The organism is Brevibacterium sp. 'Marine', assembly GCF_012844365.1.
Classification (GTDB): Bacteria; Actinomycetota; Actinomycetes; order Actinomycetales; family Brevibacteriaceae; genus Brevibacterium.
The window spans coordinates 2,464,769-2,480,939 of the sequence record NZ_CP051626.1 but is presented as its reverse complement, the minus strand read 5'-3'; the positions used below and the strand labels follow the sequence as shown (position 1 = coordinate 2,480,939).

Genomic DNA, 16,171 nt, shown 5'->3' with positions numbered 1-16,171 from the left:
CTCCTTTTCCTAGCGGGTGAACGAGTAGCAGTTCTGTTGAGTCGAGCGGTCTGTGCCGTCCGAAGTCACGGCGGTGCATCCCAGCCTGGTTCGGCTCCGAGGATTCGGAGCGGCGGTTCCAGGCCGTGCGGGTGCAGGCCGTGTGAGTCCGGGCCGTGCGGGTGCAGGCCGTGCGGGTGCAGGCCGTGCGGATGCAGACGTAGCAACAGCTGCAGAGCCGACTGCCGGCGTGTGCCGGCCGTCTGACCTGCGCGGCGACTGGGCTCTGGGGTACCGACTCGCATGCTTCCGGCAATCACAATAGGCGAAGACCGGGGCCGAACGCGCAATCCGATGATGCTGGTCACACAGGCCAGTGAGATTGGTCATCGCCTCATGGGAGATTATCGCCACATGGGAGATTGCGGGGGACAGCCGAGCATCCAGGCCGAAAATTCTGATCGTGGAATCGCGGAGACATCCGTCATCCGCACAATGAGCTTCCACGTCAGGTGTCATTCATCCCCTGGTGTCGAGGCGGCGCGGGCACCCGCTGCCGCCGGACGTCTTCGATTGCCGTCGGCCGTTCCACTGGAGTCGCCTTGATTCTAACAGAGCGCTGAGGCGGTGACCTGGGCCTCGACGTGCACAGCAGCGGGCACGACGATGAGCGTGAACGGACCGCCGACGTGTCCCCGCCCACACGGCGACGAAGCAGTATGTGGACTAGAATAGAGCGGAACACCGAAAAGACTTCATAGGGAGAATCGTGGCCCAAGGGGATTCGCGAGACAGCCAGGACAACCGCCGCGCAGATGGCGGTCGCCGCTCAGATCGCGACAACAATCGCAACCGTCGACCGGACAACCGGGACGGCCGCGGGCCACGCCAGTCCGACCGCCGAGGCGGTTACCAGGGCAACCGTCGCAACGACGATGACCGTCGCGGCGGCTTCAACCGTGACCGTCGCGATGGCGATGACCGCCGTGGTGGGTTCAACCGTGACCGCCGTGACGACGATCGTCGGGGCGGATTCAATCGAGACCGCCGTGATGACGACCGACGCAGCGGCTACCAGGGCAATCGTCGCAATGACGACGATCGACGCGGTGGCTTCAATCGCGACCGTCGCGACGGGGACGACCGTCGTGGCGGATACCAGGGCAACCGTCGGAACAACGATGACCGCCGAGGCGGTTACCAAGGGAATCGTCGTAACGACGACGATCGCCGAGGCGGCTTCAATCGCGACCGCCGGAACGACGATGACCGTCGGGGTGGCTACCAGGGCAACCGCCGGAACGATGATGACCGTCGTGGAGGTTACGGCCAGAACCGCCGGAACGACGATGACCGTCGGGGCGGCTTCAACCGGGACCGCCGTGACGGTGACGACCGTCGAGGCGGCTACCGCGGAAATCGACGGGACGACAACCGTGGAGGACGCGGCGGCCACGGCCGGGGCGACAATGATCGTCGTGCCTCTCGCAAGACCGACACCGGCGACTACGCACGCGAACAGCGCGCCCGCCGCCCGCGGATCCAGGAACCCGAGATTCCCGACGGCGTCACCGGTCGCGAACTCGACAAAGAGATCTCGTCACAGCTGCGCACCCTCGACAAAGAGAACGCCGACATGGTCGCCAAGCACCTCGTCGCCGCCGGCGGGCTGCTCGACCTCGACCCGGAACGCGCCCACGAGCACGCCAAGGCCGCCATGGCCCGCGCCGGCCGTGTCGCCGTCGTCCGCGAAGCACTCGGCATCGCCGCGTACTACGTGGAGAACTACGACGAAGCCGTCCGCGAACTGCGCACCCACCGTCGCATCTCCGGCTCGAACGACAACATCGCGCTGATCGCCGACGCCGAACGCGGCCGCGGCAAGCCCGAGAAGGCCCTCGAGCTGCTGAAGACCTCCGAGGAGCTCGACCTCGACGCCGACACCCGCACCGAACTCGTCATCGTCGCGGCCGGCGCCAAATCCGACCTCGATGACATCGCCGGAGCGCGCCGACTCATCGAAGCCGAGGACTTCACTCAGAAGCCCAGCGGCGGACTCGTCCGACTCATGGCCGCCTACGCCGAGGTGCTGCGCATCGACGGCGAAGGCGAACTCGCCGACAAGTACGAAGAGCTCTCCCGCCGGACCGCCAAGGCGACAGGCACCCTGTTCGGCGACGAGGTGCCGGACCTCAACGCCGGCGTCGAGATCGAAACCGTCGACGAGGTCGACGACGAACCCGCAGCTGCCGAAGCCCAGACCTCCGAAGCCCAGACCTCCGAAGACGCCGACGGTGAAGCCGCCTCCGAGGAAGCCGCCGAAGAGGCAGCAGAGGCTGAGACCGCTGAAGCTGCGACCGACTCGGCGCCCGAAGCTGATGTTGCCGACTCGGCATCCGAATTCGATTTTGCCGAGGACGCCGAGCCAGAGACCGAAGCTCCGCCAGCAGCACCGAAGTCGAAGACGCATGTCTCGGCGAAGGAATTGAAGTCGGTCACAGTCACCGACGATGAGATCGAAGCCGAACTCGACGAGATCCTCGCCGACGCCGGTTCCGACGCCGACGCAGACGCCGAGTCTGGGACGACAGCAGCCGAGGCCGACGGAGACCAGTGACACTGACCGCCGAACAGGACAGCACAGCAGATGGGCGCCCGCCCGAGTCCCCGGGTACGCCCATCGACTGCGTCCTGTTCGACCTCGACGGAGTCGTCTACCACGGCACCCACGCCATCGACGGAGCCGCCGACGGCATCAACTGGCTCCACTCCCAGTCGATCCCGGTCAGCTACGTCACGAACAACGCCACCCGCACCGCCGTCGCCACCGCCGAGAAGATCACCGGAATGGGTGTCGATGCCTCCGCAGACGAGGTGACCACCTCGGCGCAGGTGCTCGCCGAACGCCTGGCCGAACGCTTCGGACCCGGTGCGCGCGTCCACCTCCTCGGCACGACCGGACTGCGCATCGCACTCGACGATGCCGGCCTCGACATCACGGACTCACCGGACGCGGAACCCGTCGCCGTCGCCCAAGGACTCGACCCGGAGATCGACTACGCGAAGATCGTCCGCACCTGCGAGATCATCCGCTCCGGCGCCGAATGGTGGGCGAGCAACCCCGACTTCTCCCTCCTCACGGAGACCGGGAAAGTCCCCGGCAACGGTGCCTTCGTCGAACTCATCGCCCGACTCACCGACTCCACCCCCGTCATCGTCGGCAAACCCGCCCCGCACATGATGGACTTCGCGGCCGGCCGCCTCGGTGCGCACCGCCCGCTCATGGTCGGCGACCGCCTCAACACCGACATCGAAGGCGGCTGTGCCGCCGGAATCGACACGGCCCTCGTCCTCACCGGAATCCACGACATCCACGATGCCCTGCGCACAGGACCCGAGAGCCGACCGACCTTCATCCTGCCGAATCTGCGCGGACTCGAAGCCCTCATCACCGGAACCGACCGCGGTGAGTCCGCCCGGATCGAAGCCGAACTCCAGCGTGCATGGGCAGCCATCGATGCAGGGGAGACCGACGCCGAGGCGGTCCTGGCCGACGGTCGCCTGCCCCGCCGGATCGGTCAGGACTCATGAGCGAAACCCCGCGACCGACCCCGACACCCGGCCCGACACCGACCCCGACACCGAACCCGACACCCGGCACTAACTCCGCGCCGACCCCCGCCTCGGTGAGTGGGGACGTCCCGGTCGAGACATGGCGGGCCGGCCTCGCCGCAGCCAGAGAGGCACCGGCAGCCGAGCGCCACGGACAGCTGAACTCCCTGCTCGACGACCTCGACGCCCAGGTGGGCTCCTTGTGAGCAGACTCGACCGGGCACTCGTCGACCGCGGGCTGCTGAACTCCCGCTCCCGCGCCGCCCGCGAAATCGCCGCCGGCCGCGTCAGCGTCAACGGCCGCTCCGCGACCAAAGCCTCCCAGGACGTGAGAGACGTCGACGACATCACCGTCACCGAACCCGACCCCTGGGTCGCCCGCAGCGCCCACAAACTCCTCGGCGCCCTCGACGCCTTCGACCTCACCGACCGACTCAAGGGTCTGACCGCCCTCGACGCGGGAGCCTCCACCGGCGGCTTCACCCAAGTCCTCCTCACGCACGGAGTCGCGCACGTCTGGGCCGTCGACGTCGGCCACGACCAACTCGCGCCCATACTCCGCGACGACCCGCGCGTCCACGTCCGCGAAGGACTCAATCTGCGCGAACTCGCCGACTCCGACGTGCCCACCGTCGACCTCGTCGTCGCCGACGTCTCCTTCATCTCCCTGCGCCTGCTCATCGGCCCGCTGCTGGCCGCCACCGCTGCGAGCGGGGAACTCCTCCTCATGGTCAAACCCCAATTCGAACTGGCCCGTGCGTCCCTGGACAAACACGGAGTCGTCACCAGCCGGGACAGACGCCGCCGCGCCATTGACTCCGTCCTCGAGGCGGTGACCGACAACGGCGCCCGCGTCACCGACATCGCCCCCTCACTCCTGCCGGGCCCGAGCGGGAATCGAGAGTACTTCCTGCGTGTTCGCCCAGGCCGAACACACCACCAGTCCGATAGGCTCGACCAAGCAGACATCCCCGCCCACCTGGACGAAATGATGAGAGGAGAGTCGTGACCAGACACATCATGGTGCTGCTGCACCCCCAACGTGATGAGTCGGCCGTGGCCGCCGTCAGTGTGTTCAAGGCCCTCCTCGACGACGGCGTCACCCCCGTCGTCCTCTCCGACGAGATCGTCGGCATCCGCGCCCGCCAGGCCGAAGCCGTCGACGACGAACCCATCCTCAACCACTGCACGATCATCGACCCCTCCGAACTGGGGGAGTGGAAGAACGCCTGCGAACTCGTCATCGTCCTGGGCGGCGACGGCACGATCCTGCGCGCCGCCGAACGCTTCCACGGTTCCGGCGCCCCGCTCATGGGCATCAACCTGGGCCACGTCGGGTTCCTCGCCGAAAGCGAGAAGGAAGACCTCGCCGAGGCGGTCCACCGTGCCTCCCAACGCGACTACTCCGTCGAGGAGCGGCTCGCCCTCGACGTCTCCGTGTGGCACGAAGGCGAGAACATCTTCAACGCCTGGGCGCTGAACGAGGCGACCATCGAGAAGACCTCGAAGTCCCGGATGATCGACGTCGTCCTCGGCGTCGACGCCCGCCCCGTGTCCTCCTTCGGCTGCGACGGCGTCATCCTCGCCACCCCCACCGGCTCGACCGCGTACTCGTTCTCCGCCGGCGGACCCATCGTCTGGCCCGAGGTCGAAGCGCTCATCCTCGTGCCGATCTCCGCCCACGCCCTGTTCTCCAAACCGCTCGTCGTCAACCCGACCTCCCGCCTCGGCGTGGAGATCTCCCAGATGAACCCCGAATTCTCCGCCGTGCTGTGGTGCGACGGCCGCCGCGCCCTCGAACTGCCGTCCGGGGCCCGCGTGGAAGCCACCCGGTCGAAGTCGCCGATCCGGCTCGCCCGCCTCCACACCGGCCCGTTCACCGACCGACTCGTCGCGAAGTTCCGCCTGCCCGTCTCCGGCTGGCGAGGACCGATCAAGGAGGCCTGAATGATCTCCGAACTGCGCATCTCCCACCTCGGTGTCATCGCCGAAGCCGCCGTCGAACTCGACACCGGCTTCACCGTCGTCACCGGTGAGACCGGTGCGGGCAAGACCATGTTCGTCTCCGCCCTGTCCCTGCTCATGGGCCGCAAGGTCGGCTCCGGAGTCGTGCGCAAAGGCGCGGAGAAGGCGGAGGTGGAAGGCATCTTCACCGGAGTCTCCGAACCCGTGCGCGAGCGCATCGAGGAAGCCGGCGGCAGCGCCGACGACGAGGCGATCATCTCCCGCACTGTGGCGCTGAAAGGCCGCGCCCGGGCGACGGCCGGCGGGCGCACCGTGCCGATCTCCGTGCTCACCGACATCTCCGCGGACCTCATCACCCTCCACGGCCAGTCCGAACAGCTGCGCCTCAAGGGCGCCGCCCAACAGCGGCAGCTCCTCGACGCCGCCGGTGGTGCTGCTCTCGCCGAGGTGGCCGAGCGCTACCGTGCCGCCTTCGAGACCTGGCGCGAGACCGAGGCCCGCGTCAGCCGCATCAAGGACTCCACGGCCGCCCGCCGCGAACGCATCCTGTGGCTGCGCGGCTGCCTCGAGGCCATCGACAAGGTCCGCCCCGAACCCGGTGAAGACGAGACCCTGGCCGCACAGTCGGCGAAGCTCGGCGCCGCCGCCGAGATCACCCGCGCCGTCGGCGCCGCCCACGACCTGCTGCTCGGTTCGGAGATCGACGATGCCGGAGCCGCTGTCGACCTCGTCCACCAGGCCATCAGCACGATCACCGATGTCGAAGGCTCCGACAAGGATCTCGTCACCATCCGCGAAGCCCTGGGCGACGCCGTGCTGCGGCTGTCCGACTCCGCCGCGGAACTGTCGAACTACCTCTCCGGATTCGACGAACTCGGCGAGACCTCGCTGGAGGAGACCGAGGCCAGGCGCGCGGAAATCGGGACTCTGGCCCCCTACGGTCAGGACGTCGCCGAAGTCCTCGACTTCGAAACCCGATCGGCCGCGGAACTCGCCGAACTCGAAGCCGAGGACCGTGATCTCGACGGACTCGACGCCGAGCTCGCTGAAGCCCGCGAGACCATGGAGGCGGCCGCCTCGGCGCTCACCGAGATCCGCAAGGCCACCGCAGACGAATTCTCCGCCGCCGTCAGCGAAGAACTCGCCGCCCTGTCGATGCCGAAGGCCTCGGTCGCCTTCGAGATCTCCGAACGCGAACCCACCACCCACGGGGCCGACGAGGTGCGGCTGACCTTCGCCGCCCACGAATCCTCCCTCCCCGATGACATCGCGAAGATCGCCAGCGGCGGTGAGCTCTCCCGCGTCATGCTCGCCATCGAAGTCGTCCGCGCCGCCAGCGAATCCATCCCCACCTACGTCTTCGACGAAGTCGACGCCGGAGTCGGCGGCAAGGCGGCCGTGGAGATCGGCCGCCGCCTGGCCAAGCTCGCCCGGGGTGCCCAGGTCATCGTCGTCACCCACCTGCCCCAGGTCGCCGCGTGGGCCGACACCCACGTGACCATCGTCAAGGACGATGACGCCGAGACCGTGCGCTCAGGTGTGGCGGAACTGACCGATTCCGAACGCGTCGTCGAACTCTCCCGCATGCTGGCAGGCATGGACGACTCCGCCTCGGCGAAGGCCCACGCGGCCGAACTGCTCGACAACGCACGGCAGGTCAAGGAGGCCGGCGTTGGCAGCAGATGAGAGAATGAGCGGACCATGAAAGTGCGCAGACACCGTGAGAACCTCACCGCACCCACCCGGTCCGGTCCCGCCCCTGCCCGTCTGGACCGACGCACAAAGGATCTGACGAAGCGCCTGCAGGCCGGCGACATCGCCGTCATCAAACACTCCGATATCGACCGCATCTCCGCCGAAGCCCTCGTCGCGTGCCGGCCGGCAGCGGTGATCAACGCCGACAAATCGATCTCCGGCCGCTACCCGAATCTGGGCCCGAGCATCATCGTCGACGCCGGCATCCCCCTCATCGACGCCGCCGGAGCCGAGATCTTCGACACGGTCGACGAGAACGCCGAGATCTCCATCGACGGCGCCACCGTGTACGCGGGCGAGACCGAGGTGGCCACGGGCGTCCTGCAGACGGCCGAGACGATCGCCGAGGATATGCACGCCGCCGAGGCGGGAATGAACTCCGTGCTCGTGGACTTCATCGACAACACGGTCGAATACATCCGCAAGGACTCCGACCTGCTCTCGGCCGAACTCGTCGTGCCCGAGGTGAAGACGACGTTCACCGACCGGCATGTGCTCATCGTCGTCCGCGGATACCACTACAAGGAGGACCTGGCGATGCTGGCCTCCTATATCCGCGAATACCGGCCGCTGCTCATCGGCGTCGACGGCGGAGCCGACGCCATCATCGAAGCCGGCCACCGGCCGGACATGATCGTCGGAGACATGGACTCCGTGTCCGACACCGCCCTGACCTCGGGCGCCGAGATCGTCGTCCACGCCTACCGTGACGGCACGGCACCGGGCACCGAGCGGGTCGAAGCCCTCGGAGTCGACTGCGTGGCCTTCGCGGCCTCGGGCACGAGCGAAGACATCGCCATGCTCCTCGCCGATGACAAAGGGGCCGAACTCATCGTCGCCGTCGGCACCCACGACACCGTCATGGAGTTCCTCGACAAGGGTCGCAAGGGCATGGCCTCGACCTTCATCACCCGCCTGCGCGTGGGATCGAAGCTCATCGACGCCAAGGGCGTGTCCCTGCTCTATCGGCAGCGCATCTCCAGCCTGCAGCTGGCCGTGCTCGTCGTCGCCGGGCTCGTCGCCCTCGGAGTGGCGATGACCGCGACCTCGGCCGGACAGACCTTCCTCGGCCTCATCGGCGCCCAACTCGACGGCCTCTTCGGCTGGATCGGCTCCCTCTTCGGCGGCGACCCCGCAGCATCGACCGACTCCGCCGGCCTCATCCAAGGAATAGACCCGTGATTGATTTCCGCTACCACCTCGTCTCCCTCGTCTCGGTGTTCCTGGCGCTGGCCGTCGGCATCGTCCTCGGCGCGGGACCGCTGAAGGAACCGATCGGGGAGTCCCTGCAGAGCCAGGTCGACGCCCTGCGCACCGACCGCGACAACCTGCGCTCGGATCTCGACGCGGCCAAGGGCAATATCGACAAGCAGAACGAGTTCGTCACGGCCGCGGCCCCGGAACTCATCGGCGGCATCCTCGACGGGCAGGAAGTGAGCATCATCGCCGCCCCCGACGCGGACTCCGAACAGGTCGAAGAGGTCAGCAACCGGGTCAAGGAAGCCGACGGCACCATCGCCGGTGACGTCTCGTTCGTACCGAACACGCTCAGCCTCGCCGATTCCACACAGTTCCTCAAGACGCTGCGGACCCTCGTCCCCAGCCTGCCGAAAGATGACTCGACCGCGATCCGCGCCGCCCTCGTCATCGCCCTGACCGGTGACGCCTCGATGCTCGAGGACGAGGACAACCAGGCGGATGCCGAGAAGCAGGCGGCGAAGCTCTACGACGCCTTCGTCGAAGCCGACCGTCTGCGCACCGACACGGACCACAAGACGACCTCGCTGTTCATCGTCATCGACGATGAGAACTCGACCCTGGCCGAGGACACCGAGCCCAGCCCGCAGAACTCCGACGACAAGGGCACCCGCACCCTCGTCACCGACTTCATCACCGCACTCACCGCCGAAGCCACCTCGGTGGTCGTCGCCGGCGACGCCGGATCGGCACAGAACGGACTCGTCAACGTGCTGCGGACGGAGAAGTCCCGCGCCAGCACGGTCGACGGACTCGGCCTCGGTGCCGGCCCCGTCATCACCGTCCGGGCCCTGGCCTCCGGAGAGGCCGGAACCCACGGACACTTCGGATTCGCCGAGGACGCCGAAGGCATCCTGCCGGGCAAGACCGAAGAGACGTCGTCCGAGGACACGCAGAAGGGAGACGAGAAATGATCCGCTCCATCGTCAGCACCGCCGTCGCCGGACTCGTCGGCTTCACCGCGACGAAGGCCGTGCTCGGCTCGCGGCTGCGCACCCACGACTCCGTGGTGCGCACCAACCACGCCGGACGCGACGTCTCACTCGCCGAAGGACCCGCCGTCGCGACGGGACTGCTGGCCGGCAGCCTGCTCATCGAAGACTCCCGCCAGAAGGCGGCGACCCTGCTGGCCACGGCCGCGGCCGGCGGTCTCGGCGCGGTCGACGACTTCTGCGAATCCGGGTCCTCGAAGGGACTGCGCGGTCATCTGTCCGCACTGGCCCGTGGTCAGATCACGACCGGGACGATCAAGATCACCGGCATCCCACTCGCCTCGATCGCTGCCGCCGCGATCCTGCGCAGCCGCACTCGCCCGGCCGGGCTCTTCGGCTCCACGCACTCGACAACCGACCGCCCCTGGTACGCAGCCGCCGCGGATGTCATCGTCACCGGGGGAGTGATCGCGGGCTCGGCGAACCTGTTCAACCTCCTCGATCTGCGTCCCGGTCGGGCACTCAAGGCCGGAGCGCTGACCCTGGCGTTGACCGAGCACGACCGCCGCGTGTCCTGGGCACCTGCCGGGGCGATAGCCGGAGCCACAGCCGCCGCGTGGCCCGACGACCTCGCCGGTGACGCGATGCTCGGCGACACCGGCGCCAACGCCCTGGGCGCGGCGATCGGCGTGATCCTCGCCGAAACCGCCACCCCGGCACAGCGACGCCTCATCCTCGCCGTCCTCGCCGGACTCACCCTGGCCAGCGAGAAAGTGTCCTTCACCTCCGTCATCGAATCGACCCCGGGACTGCGGGAGATCGACTCGTTCGGCCGCGAGGTTCAGTGAACAAGCTCGTTCGAGTCCTCGCCGCCACGGCGCTGCTCGTATCGATCATCACCCTGCTGACCCGACTGGTCGGCTTCCTACGCTGGCTGGTGTTCTCGGCAACCGTCGGCGCCGGCACCGTCGGCACCGCCTACCAGAGCGCGAACCAGGTCCCGAACATCCTCTTCGAGGTCGTCGCCGGCGGGGCCCTGGCCGGGGCGGTCATCCCGCTGCTCGCGGTTCCCCTGGCCAGATCGGATCGAGAGACCGCCGGACGCATCGCCTCCGGCCTGCTGACCTGGGCGATCAGCGTGACCCTGCCGCTGTCGATCCTGCTGGCCGTCTTCGCCCCGCAGATCGCGAGGATCCTCGTCGATGAGAAGACGAGCGCCGCGGGAGTGCAGGCGACCGTCGAGCTGCTGCTCATGTTCTCCCCGCAGCTCGTCCTCTACGGAATCGGCGCCGTGCTCACCGGAGTGCTGCAGGCCCACCGCAAGTTCCTGTGGCCGGCGTTCGCTCCGCTGCTGTCCAGCCTCGTCGTCATCGGCAGCTATATCGCCTACAGTGCCGTCGGCGGCAGCGACGACACCTGGCAGACCCACCTCGGTTGGCTCGGCTGGGGCACCACCGTCGGTGTCGCCGCCCTCGCCCTGCCGCTGGCACTGCCGATGGCCTCGACCGGGCTGAAACTGCGCCCCACCTTCTCGTTCCCTCCCGGCGTCGCCCACCGTGCGCTGCGCCTGGCCGGAGCCGGAATGTCGGCCCTGCTCGCCCAGCAGGCTGCCGTGCTCGCGACCCTGAGCCTGGCGAACCATTCGGGCGGGGACGGCACGCTCGTGCTCTTCAGCTACATCAACGCCGTCTACCTCCTGCCCTACGCCGTGCTCGCCGTGACCGTGGCGACCGTGATCTTCCCGACCCTGTCGACCTGGGTGGGTCGATCCTCCGACCCCGAGGCGACCGCTGAGCGACGTGGACAAGCCGGGGTGCGCCTGCGCTCGGTGACCTCGACGACGACGGCTCTCATCATCGCCATCGGCGGACTCGGCGCGGTCATCCTGCTCTCGGCAGCAGGCCCCCTGCAGACCTTCTTCATCGCCATCGACGCCGAAAGCGAATCCGCCGCCCCCTTCGACTCGATGGCCACGGCGATCATGGTCATGGCCCTGGCCGTGCCGGGCTGGTCCTTCGTCGCCTGGGGCACTCGCGTCTTCTACGCCCTCGAACGCTCCCGCCACTCGGCCGCCGCCACGACGACGGGGTGGATCCTCGTCATCGTCGGCATGATCGGAGCCATCCTGGTCGCCGGTGCGAACGGGAACCCCGGTCTGACCCTCATCTGCATCTGCAGCGGCTATGTGCTTGGCATGACCGTGGCCGGAGTGTTCCTGCTCGTGAATATGCGCCGCGTCCTCGGTCCCACCGGACTCGCCCTCGTCGGGCGTCGGTCGCTGCTCGCGCTCGGGGCCGCCGTCGTCGCCGGCACCGCCGGAGTCGTGACCTCGCAGTGGCTCGGGGGACTCTTCGACAACTCCGCGAGCTCGGCCGTCATCGCCGGAATCGTCGCCGCCCTCCTCGGCTGCGTGGTCTTCGGACTCATCGTGCTCGTCATCGACCGCGGATTCCTCGGCGAAGTCCGCCGTCTGCTGGCCGACCGCAACCGGGCCGGCGCCAACGACGAGACGACCGCGCATGCGACCGGCGCGCACAACAGCGACCACGGATCCAGTCGCAGTGACCCTGGAAGCAGCAGCGACCACGGACCCAACGACACCGACAGGGAGGAAGACTCATGAGGATCGTCTTCGCCATCGGCACCTCGACCGGGGGAGTCGGCACCCATGTGCACGCACTCGCCCGTGACCTCGCCGCCGCCGGCCACGAGATCGGCGTCATCGGACCGGCCGCCACCGACGAACACTTCGGCTTCTCCCTGCTGCCCGGAGTCCGGTTCGGCGTCCTCGAACTCGGCACCGGAATCGGCGCCTCCGACGCCGCCCTCGTCCGCCGACAGCGCACACTCCTGCGCAGCTTCGCCCCGCAGATCGTCCACGCCCACGGTTTCCGGGCCGGGCTCATCACCCTGCTGACCCTGCGCACGCTGAAGACCCGCCCAAGGTTCGTCCTCAGCCTCCACAACCAGGCCAGCGGACAGGGACTGCGCGGTCGGGTCGAAACCCGGGTCGAGACGATGCTCGCCCGCGGAGCCGACCTCGTCCTCGGCGCCAGCGCCGACCTCGTCGACCGTGCCCGCGAACTCGGTGCGCAGACCGCCCGCTTCCTCCCCGCCGCCGCTCCCGAGCTGACTCAGGTGTCCGCCGAGGCGGCCGCCGCCACCCGTGCGGGACTGGCCGAGGAATTCGACTTCGACTCCGGGGCACTCATCGTCCTCGCCGTCGGTCGCGTCGCCGAACAGAAGAACTACCCGATGCTCGTGCGTGCACTCGCCCGCCTCGGGGCGGGGGACCGGCAGGGCGAGATCGTCGCCCTCATCGCCGGTGCCGCCGACGATGAGGTGCTCGCCGATGTCCGCGCCCAGTACGCCGACGCGGCAGCCGCTTCGGCGATTCCGGCCCTGCATTTCCTCGGACCCCGCGACGATGTCGCCGAACTCGCGGCCGCCGCGGACATCTACGCACTCACCAGCGTCTGGGAGGCCCGGGCACTGGTCCTCCAGGAAGCGCTGATGACGGGCAAGGCGATCGTGGCCACCGCCACCGGCGGCACCGCCGAACTCGTCGGCGACGCGGGGATGCTCATCGACCATGATGACGATGCCGCCTTCGCCGCAGCCGTGGCCGAACTCGCCGTCGATCCCGCCCGCCGCGCCGAACTCGGGACGAGAGCCCGGGCACGCGGAGCGGAGCTTCCCGATGAGAGGGAAGTCGCCGAAGAACTCGCAGGTCTTTACACGGAACTCGTGTCTGCCCAGGTAGGCTAGAACCAGCGTCGAACGAAAGAAGAGGATGAGGAAATGAGCGAATCCGGCGAGGTCAACCCACTGAGCGCAGACACCAGGATTCTGCACGTGCTCGCCGATACCACCGGTCCCGTCGTCGAAGTGGCGAAGCTCGCCGTGCTCGGTCACCTCCGGGCCGGTTTCAAGGTCGCCGTCGCCGCGCACCGGTCTCTGCTGGGGACCTTCGGAGTCCCGGAGGAGCTGGCCGGCGAATTCCGCGAGATCGAGCTCACCGCCCGTCGTCGACTCACGACCGCTGACCCCGGTTCCGCCTTCACCCTTCACAAGTACTACCAGCACGTCGACATCGTCCACGCACACGGACTGCATGCGGCGACGCTCGCCGGGCTGGCCTTCACCGGTCTGCCCGCCCGCCTGCACCCGAAGGTCGTCGCCACCATCGAATCCTTCGACTCCGCGAACGTCATCGAGAAGACCGGAGCCGAGATCGTCGGCCGCACGGCCACCGCGGTCCTCGGCACGACCGAACCCGTCGTCGACTACTACGGCGGCCGCGTCCCGGTCGTCGAACGCGCCGAACTCGTCCACCCGGACATCGACGTCGACCTCACCGTGCGCACACCGCGCGCCGAGGTCCGCCGCGAACTCGGGCTCGCGCAAGGCACCTGGATGGTCGCCAGCCCAATCGCGCTGCGCGACCACACGGCCCTGGCGACCGTCCTCGACGCCGCCGACCAGATCAACCAGCGCCGCCGTGACCGCAAGGTCGTCTTCGTCCTCACCGGCACCGGCAAGGACCGCTCGACGATCTCCCGCGAATTCGCCGACCGCGGCGTCCTCGTGGCACCGGCCGGAGACCTCGTCGATGTCGCGGCCGCCGCCGATGTCGTCATCGCCAGCGAGACGATGACCGGTCTGTCCCACGAAGACCTCATGCAGCTGTCGAAGCCGGCGGTCTTCATCGGCAGCGAACGCCGCGCCGGAATCTGGGGAGAGGCCGCGCAGGCCGTTCCCGCCGACGACACGGAGGCGCTGCTGCGTGAGATCAATCATCTTCTCGATGATCCGGCCGGACGCGGAACCTCCGCCGTGGCGGCGAAGAAGCGGGTCATCGACGTGAGCAACGGTGCGGCGATCTCCGAGACGCTGCTCGATCTGTACGCCGAGGTCGACGCAGTCTCGGATTCGTGAGCCGGACTTTGATAGAATCAAATCCCGTGGTGAATCGAACTGGCCCTGGCGGCACACATACGGCAAAGCACATCTTCGTCACGGGAGGCGTCGCCTCTTCGTTGGGCAAGGGTCTGACGGCATCGAGCCTCGGCCATCTGCTCACTCAGCGCGGCCTCACCGTGGCCATGCAGAAGCTGGATCCCTACCTCAACGTCGATCCCGGCACCATGAACCCCTTCCAGCACGGTGAAGTCTTCGTCACTGAGGATGGTGCCGAGACCGACCTCGACATCGGCCACTACGAGCGCTTCCTCGACAATGACCTCGACGGTGCGGCGAATGTGACCACCGGGCAGATCTACTCCTCGGTCATCGCGAAGGAGCGTCGCGGCGCGTACCTCGGCGACACCGTCCAGGTCATCCCGCACATCACCGACGAGATCAAGGCGCGGATGCGCGCCCAGGCCGAACGCCCCGAGGCGGACCGTCCCGATGTCATCATCACCGAGATCGGCGGCACCGTCGGCGATATCGAATCCCAGCCCTTCCTCGAGGCGGCCCGCCAGGTCCGTCACGACATCGGCCGGGACAACGTGTTCTTCATCCACGTCTCCCTCGTGCCCTACCTCGGGCCCTCCGGAGAGCTGAAGACGAAGCCGACCCAGCACTCGGTGGCCACCCTGCGCTCCATCGGCATCCAGCCCGATGCGATCGTGCTCCGCTCCGACCGTGAGCTGCCGGATTCGATCCGGGCGAAGATCGCCGGCGCCTGCGACGTCGAGACCGACGCGGTCGTGTCCTGCGTCGACGCCCCGAGCATCTACGACATCCCGAAGGTCCTCCACGACGGCGGCCTCGACGTGTTCGTCATCCGCAGCCTCAACCTGCCCTTCCGCGACGTCGACTGGACGAAGTGGGACTGGGTACTCGAACGCGTGCACAACCCGTCCCGGGACGTCACCATCGGCATCGTCGGCAAGTACATCGACCTGCCCGACGCCTACCTCTCCGTCACCGAGGCGCTGCGCCACGGCGGCTTCGCCAACGACGCGAAGGTCAGGATCAAATGGATCCAGTCCGATGACTGCTCCACCGAAGCCGGCGCGGAGGCGGCCCTGTCCGGCCTCGACGCGATCTGCGTGCCCGGCGGCTTCGGCATCCGCGGCATCGAAGGGAAGCTCGGCGCACTCGAGTACACCCGTACCCACGGTATTCCGACCCTGGGCCTGTGCCTGGGTCTGCAGTGCATGGTCATCGAATACGCACGCAATGTCGCCGGGCTCGAGGCCGCGTCGTCGTCCGAGTTCGACCCCGAGACCACGGTTCCGGTCATCGCGACCATGGCCGAGCAGCTCTCGATCGTCGAAGGCGAAGGCGACCTGGGCGGCACCATGCGCCTGGGCACCTACGAGGCGAAGCTCACCGAAGGCAGCGTCGTGGCCGGCGTGTACGGGGAGACGACGATCAGCGAACGGCACCGTCACCGCTACGAGGTCAACAACACCTACCGCGAGCAGATCGCCGAGGCAGGACTCGAGTTCTCCGGAACCTCACCGAACGGTGAGCTCGTCGAATTCGTCGAGCTCCCGCATGATAAGCACCCGTTCTACGTCTCCACGCAGGCGCACCCCGAGCTGAAGTCGCGGCCGACCTCACCGCACCCGCTGTTCGCGGGTCTGGTCGCCGCCGCACTCGAGCGGCAGTGACCCTTGTCCATCCTCACAGCGAATGCCGTCGGCGCCAGCGCCGGC

The 16,171-nt window shown here is 68.2% G+C and carries 14 protein-coding genes; 13 read left to right on the top strand and 1 reads right to left on the bottom strand.

Annotation, left to right across the window (positions count from 1 at the left end; translation table 11 throughout):
• Positions 1-808 precede the first annotated feature (808 nt).
• Entirely contained in the window at positions 809-1,435 is a 627-nt protein-coding gene (locus tag HF684_RS11195; RefSeq protein WP_169252529.1) for a hypothetical protein, read from the bottom strand.
• A 180-nt stretch (positions 1,436-1,615) separates the two neighbouring features.
• On the opposite strand from HF684_RS11195, the gene HF684_RS11190 reads away from it, so the two are divergent.
• The 13 genes from HF684_RS11190 to HF684_RS11130 are packed head-to-tail and all read left to right on the top strand — an operon-like array spanning position 1,616 to position 16,126.
• Complete coding sequence (locus tag HF684_RS11190) at positions 1,616-2,596, top strand: hypothetical protein (protein WP_211167985.1); 981 nt, start codon at positions 1,616-1,618, stop codon at positions 2,594-2,596.
• On the top strand, positions 2,593-3,570 hold the full coding sequence (locus HF684_RS11185; RefSeq protein WP_248278894.1) for an HAD-IIA family hydrolase: 978 nt from the start codon (positions 2,593-2,595) through the stop codon (positions 3,568-3,570). Before HF684_RS11190 ends, HF684_RS11185 begins: the two co-directional genes overlap by 4 nt.
• Positions 3,567-3,797 (top strand): hypothetical protein, encoded by a 231-nt coding sequence (locus HF684_RS11180; protein WP_169250775.1) that lies wholly within the window; start codon positions 3,567-3,569, stop codon positions 3,795-3,797. Before HF684_RS11185 ends, HF684_RS11180 begins: the two co-directional genes overlap by 4 nt.
• Positions 3,794-4,600, top strand: a complete 807-nt coding sequence (locus HF684_RS11175) for a TlyA family RNA methyltransferase (RefSeq protein ID WP_248278893.1) — start codon at positions 3,794-3,796, stop codon at positions 4,598-4,600. Before HF684_RS11180 ends, HF684_RS11175 begins: the two co-directional genes overlap by 4 nt.
• Positions 4,597-5,538: an NAD kinase gene (locus HF684_RS11170; RefSeq protein ID WP_211167984.1), complete on the top strand. Its 942-nt coding sequence runs from the start codon at positions 4,597-4,599 to the stop codon at positions 5,536-5,538. The genes HF684_RS11175 and HF684_RS11170 overlap by 4 nt, the downstream gene beginning before the upstream one ends.
• Positions 5,539-7,242: a DNA repair protein RecN gene (recN, locus tag HF684_RS11165; protein WP_169252527.1), complete on the top strand. Its 1,704-nt coding sequence runs from the start codon at positions 5,539-5,541 to the stop codon at positions 7,240-7,242.
• 15 nt (positions 7,243-7,257) lie between these two features.
• Entirely contained in the window at positions 7,258-8,493 is a 1,236-nt protein-coding gene (steA, locus tag HF684_RS11160; RefSeq protein ID WP_169252526.1) for a putative cytokinetic ring protein SteA, read from the top strand.
• A complete protein-coding gene (locus HF684_RS11155) occupies positions 8,490-9,482 on the top strand; it encodes a copper transporter (protein ID WP_169252525.1) in 993 nt (330 codons plus the stop codon). Before steA ends, HF684_RS11155 begins: the two co-directional genes overlap by 4 nt.
• Positions 9,479-10,348, top strand: a complete 870-nt coding sequence (locus tag HF684_RS11150) for a hypothetical protein (protein WP_169252524.1) — start codon at positions 9,479-9,481, stop codon at positions 10,346-10,348. Before HF684_RS11155 ends, HF684_RS11150 begins: the two co-directional genes overlap by 4 nt.
• Positions 10,345-12,123, top strand: coding sequence for a lipid II flippase MurJ (locus tag HF684_RS11145; protein WP_169252523.1), 1,779 nt, complete (start codon positions 10,345-10,347; stop codon positions 12,121-12,123). Before HF684_RS11150 ends, HF684_RS11145 begins: the two co-directional genes overlap by 4 nt.
• Complete coding sequence (locus HF684_RS11140; RefSeq protein WP_169252522.1) at positions 12,120-13,268, top strand: glycosyltransferase family 4 protein; 1,149 nt, start codon at positions 12,120-12,122, stop codon at positions 13,266-13,268. Before HF684_RS11145 ends, HF684_RS11140 begins: the two co-directional genes overlap by 4 nt.
• Positions 13,269-13,301: 33 nt before the next feature.
• Positions 13,302-14,438: a glycosyltransferase gene (locus HF684_RS11135; RefSeq protein ID WP_169252521.1), complete on the top strand. Its 1,137-nt coding sequence runs from the start codon at positions 13,302-13,304 to the stop codon at positions 14,436-14,438.
• 26 nt (positions 14,439-14,464) lie between these two features.
• Complete coding sequence (locus HF684_RS11130; protein WP_211167983.1) at positions 14,465-16,126, top strand: CTP synthase; 1,662 nt, start codon at positions 14,465-14,467, stop codon at positions 16,124-16,126.
• Positions 16,127-16,171 lie beyond the last annotated feature (45 nt).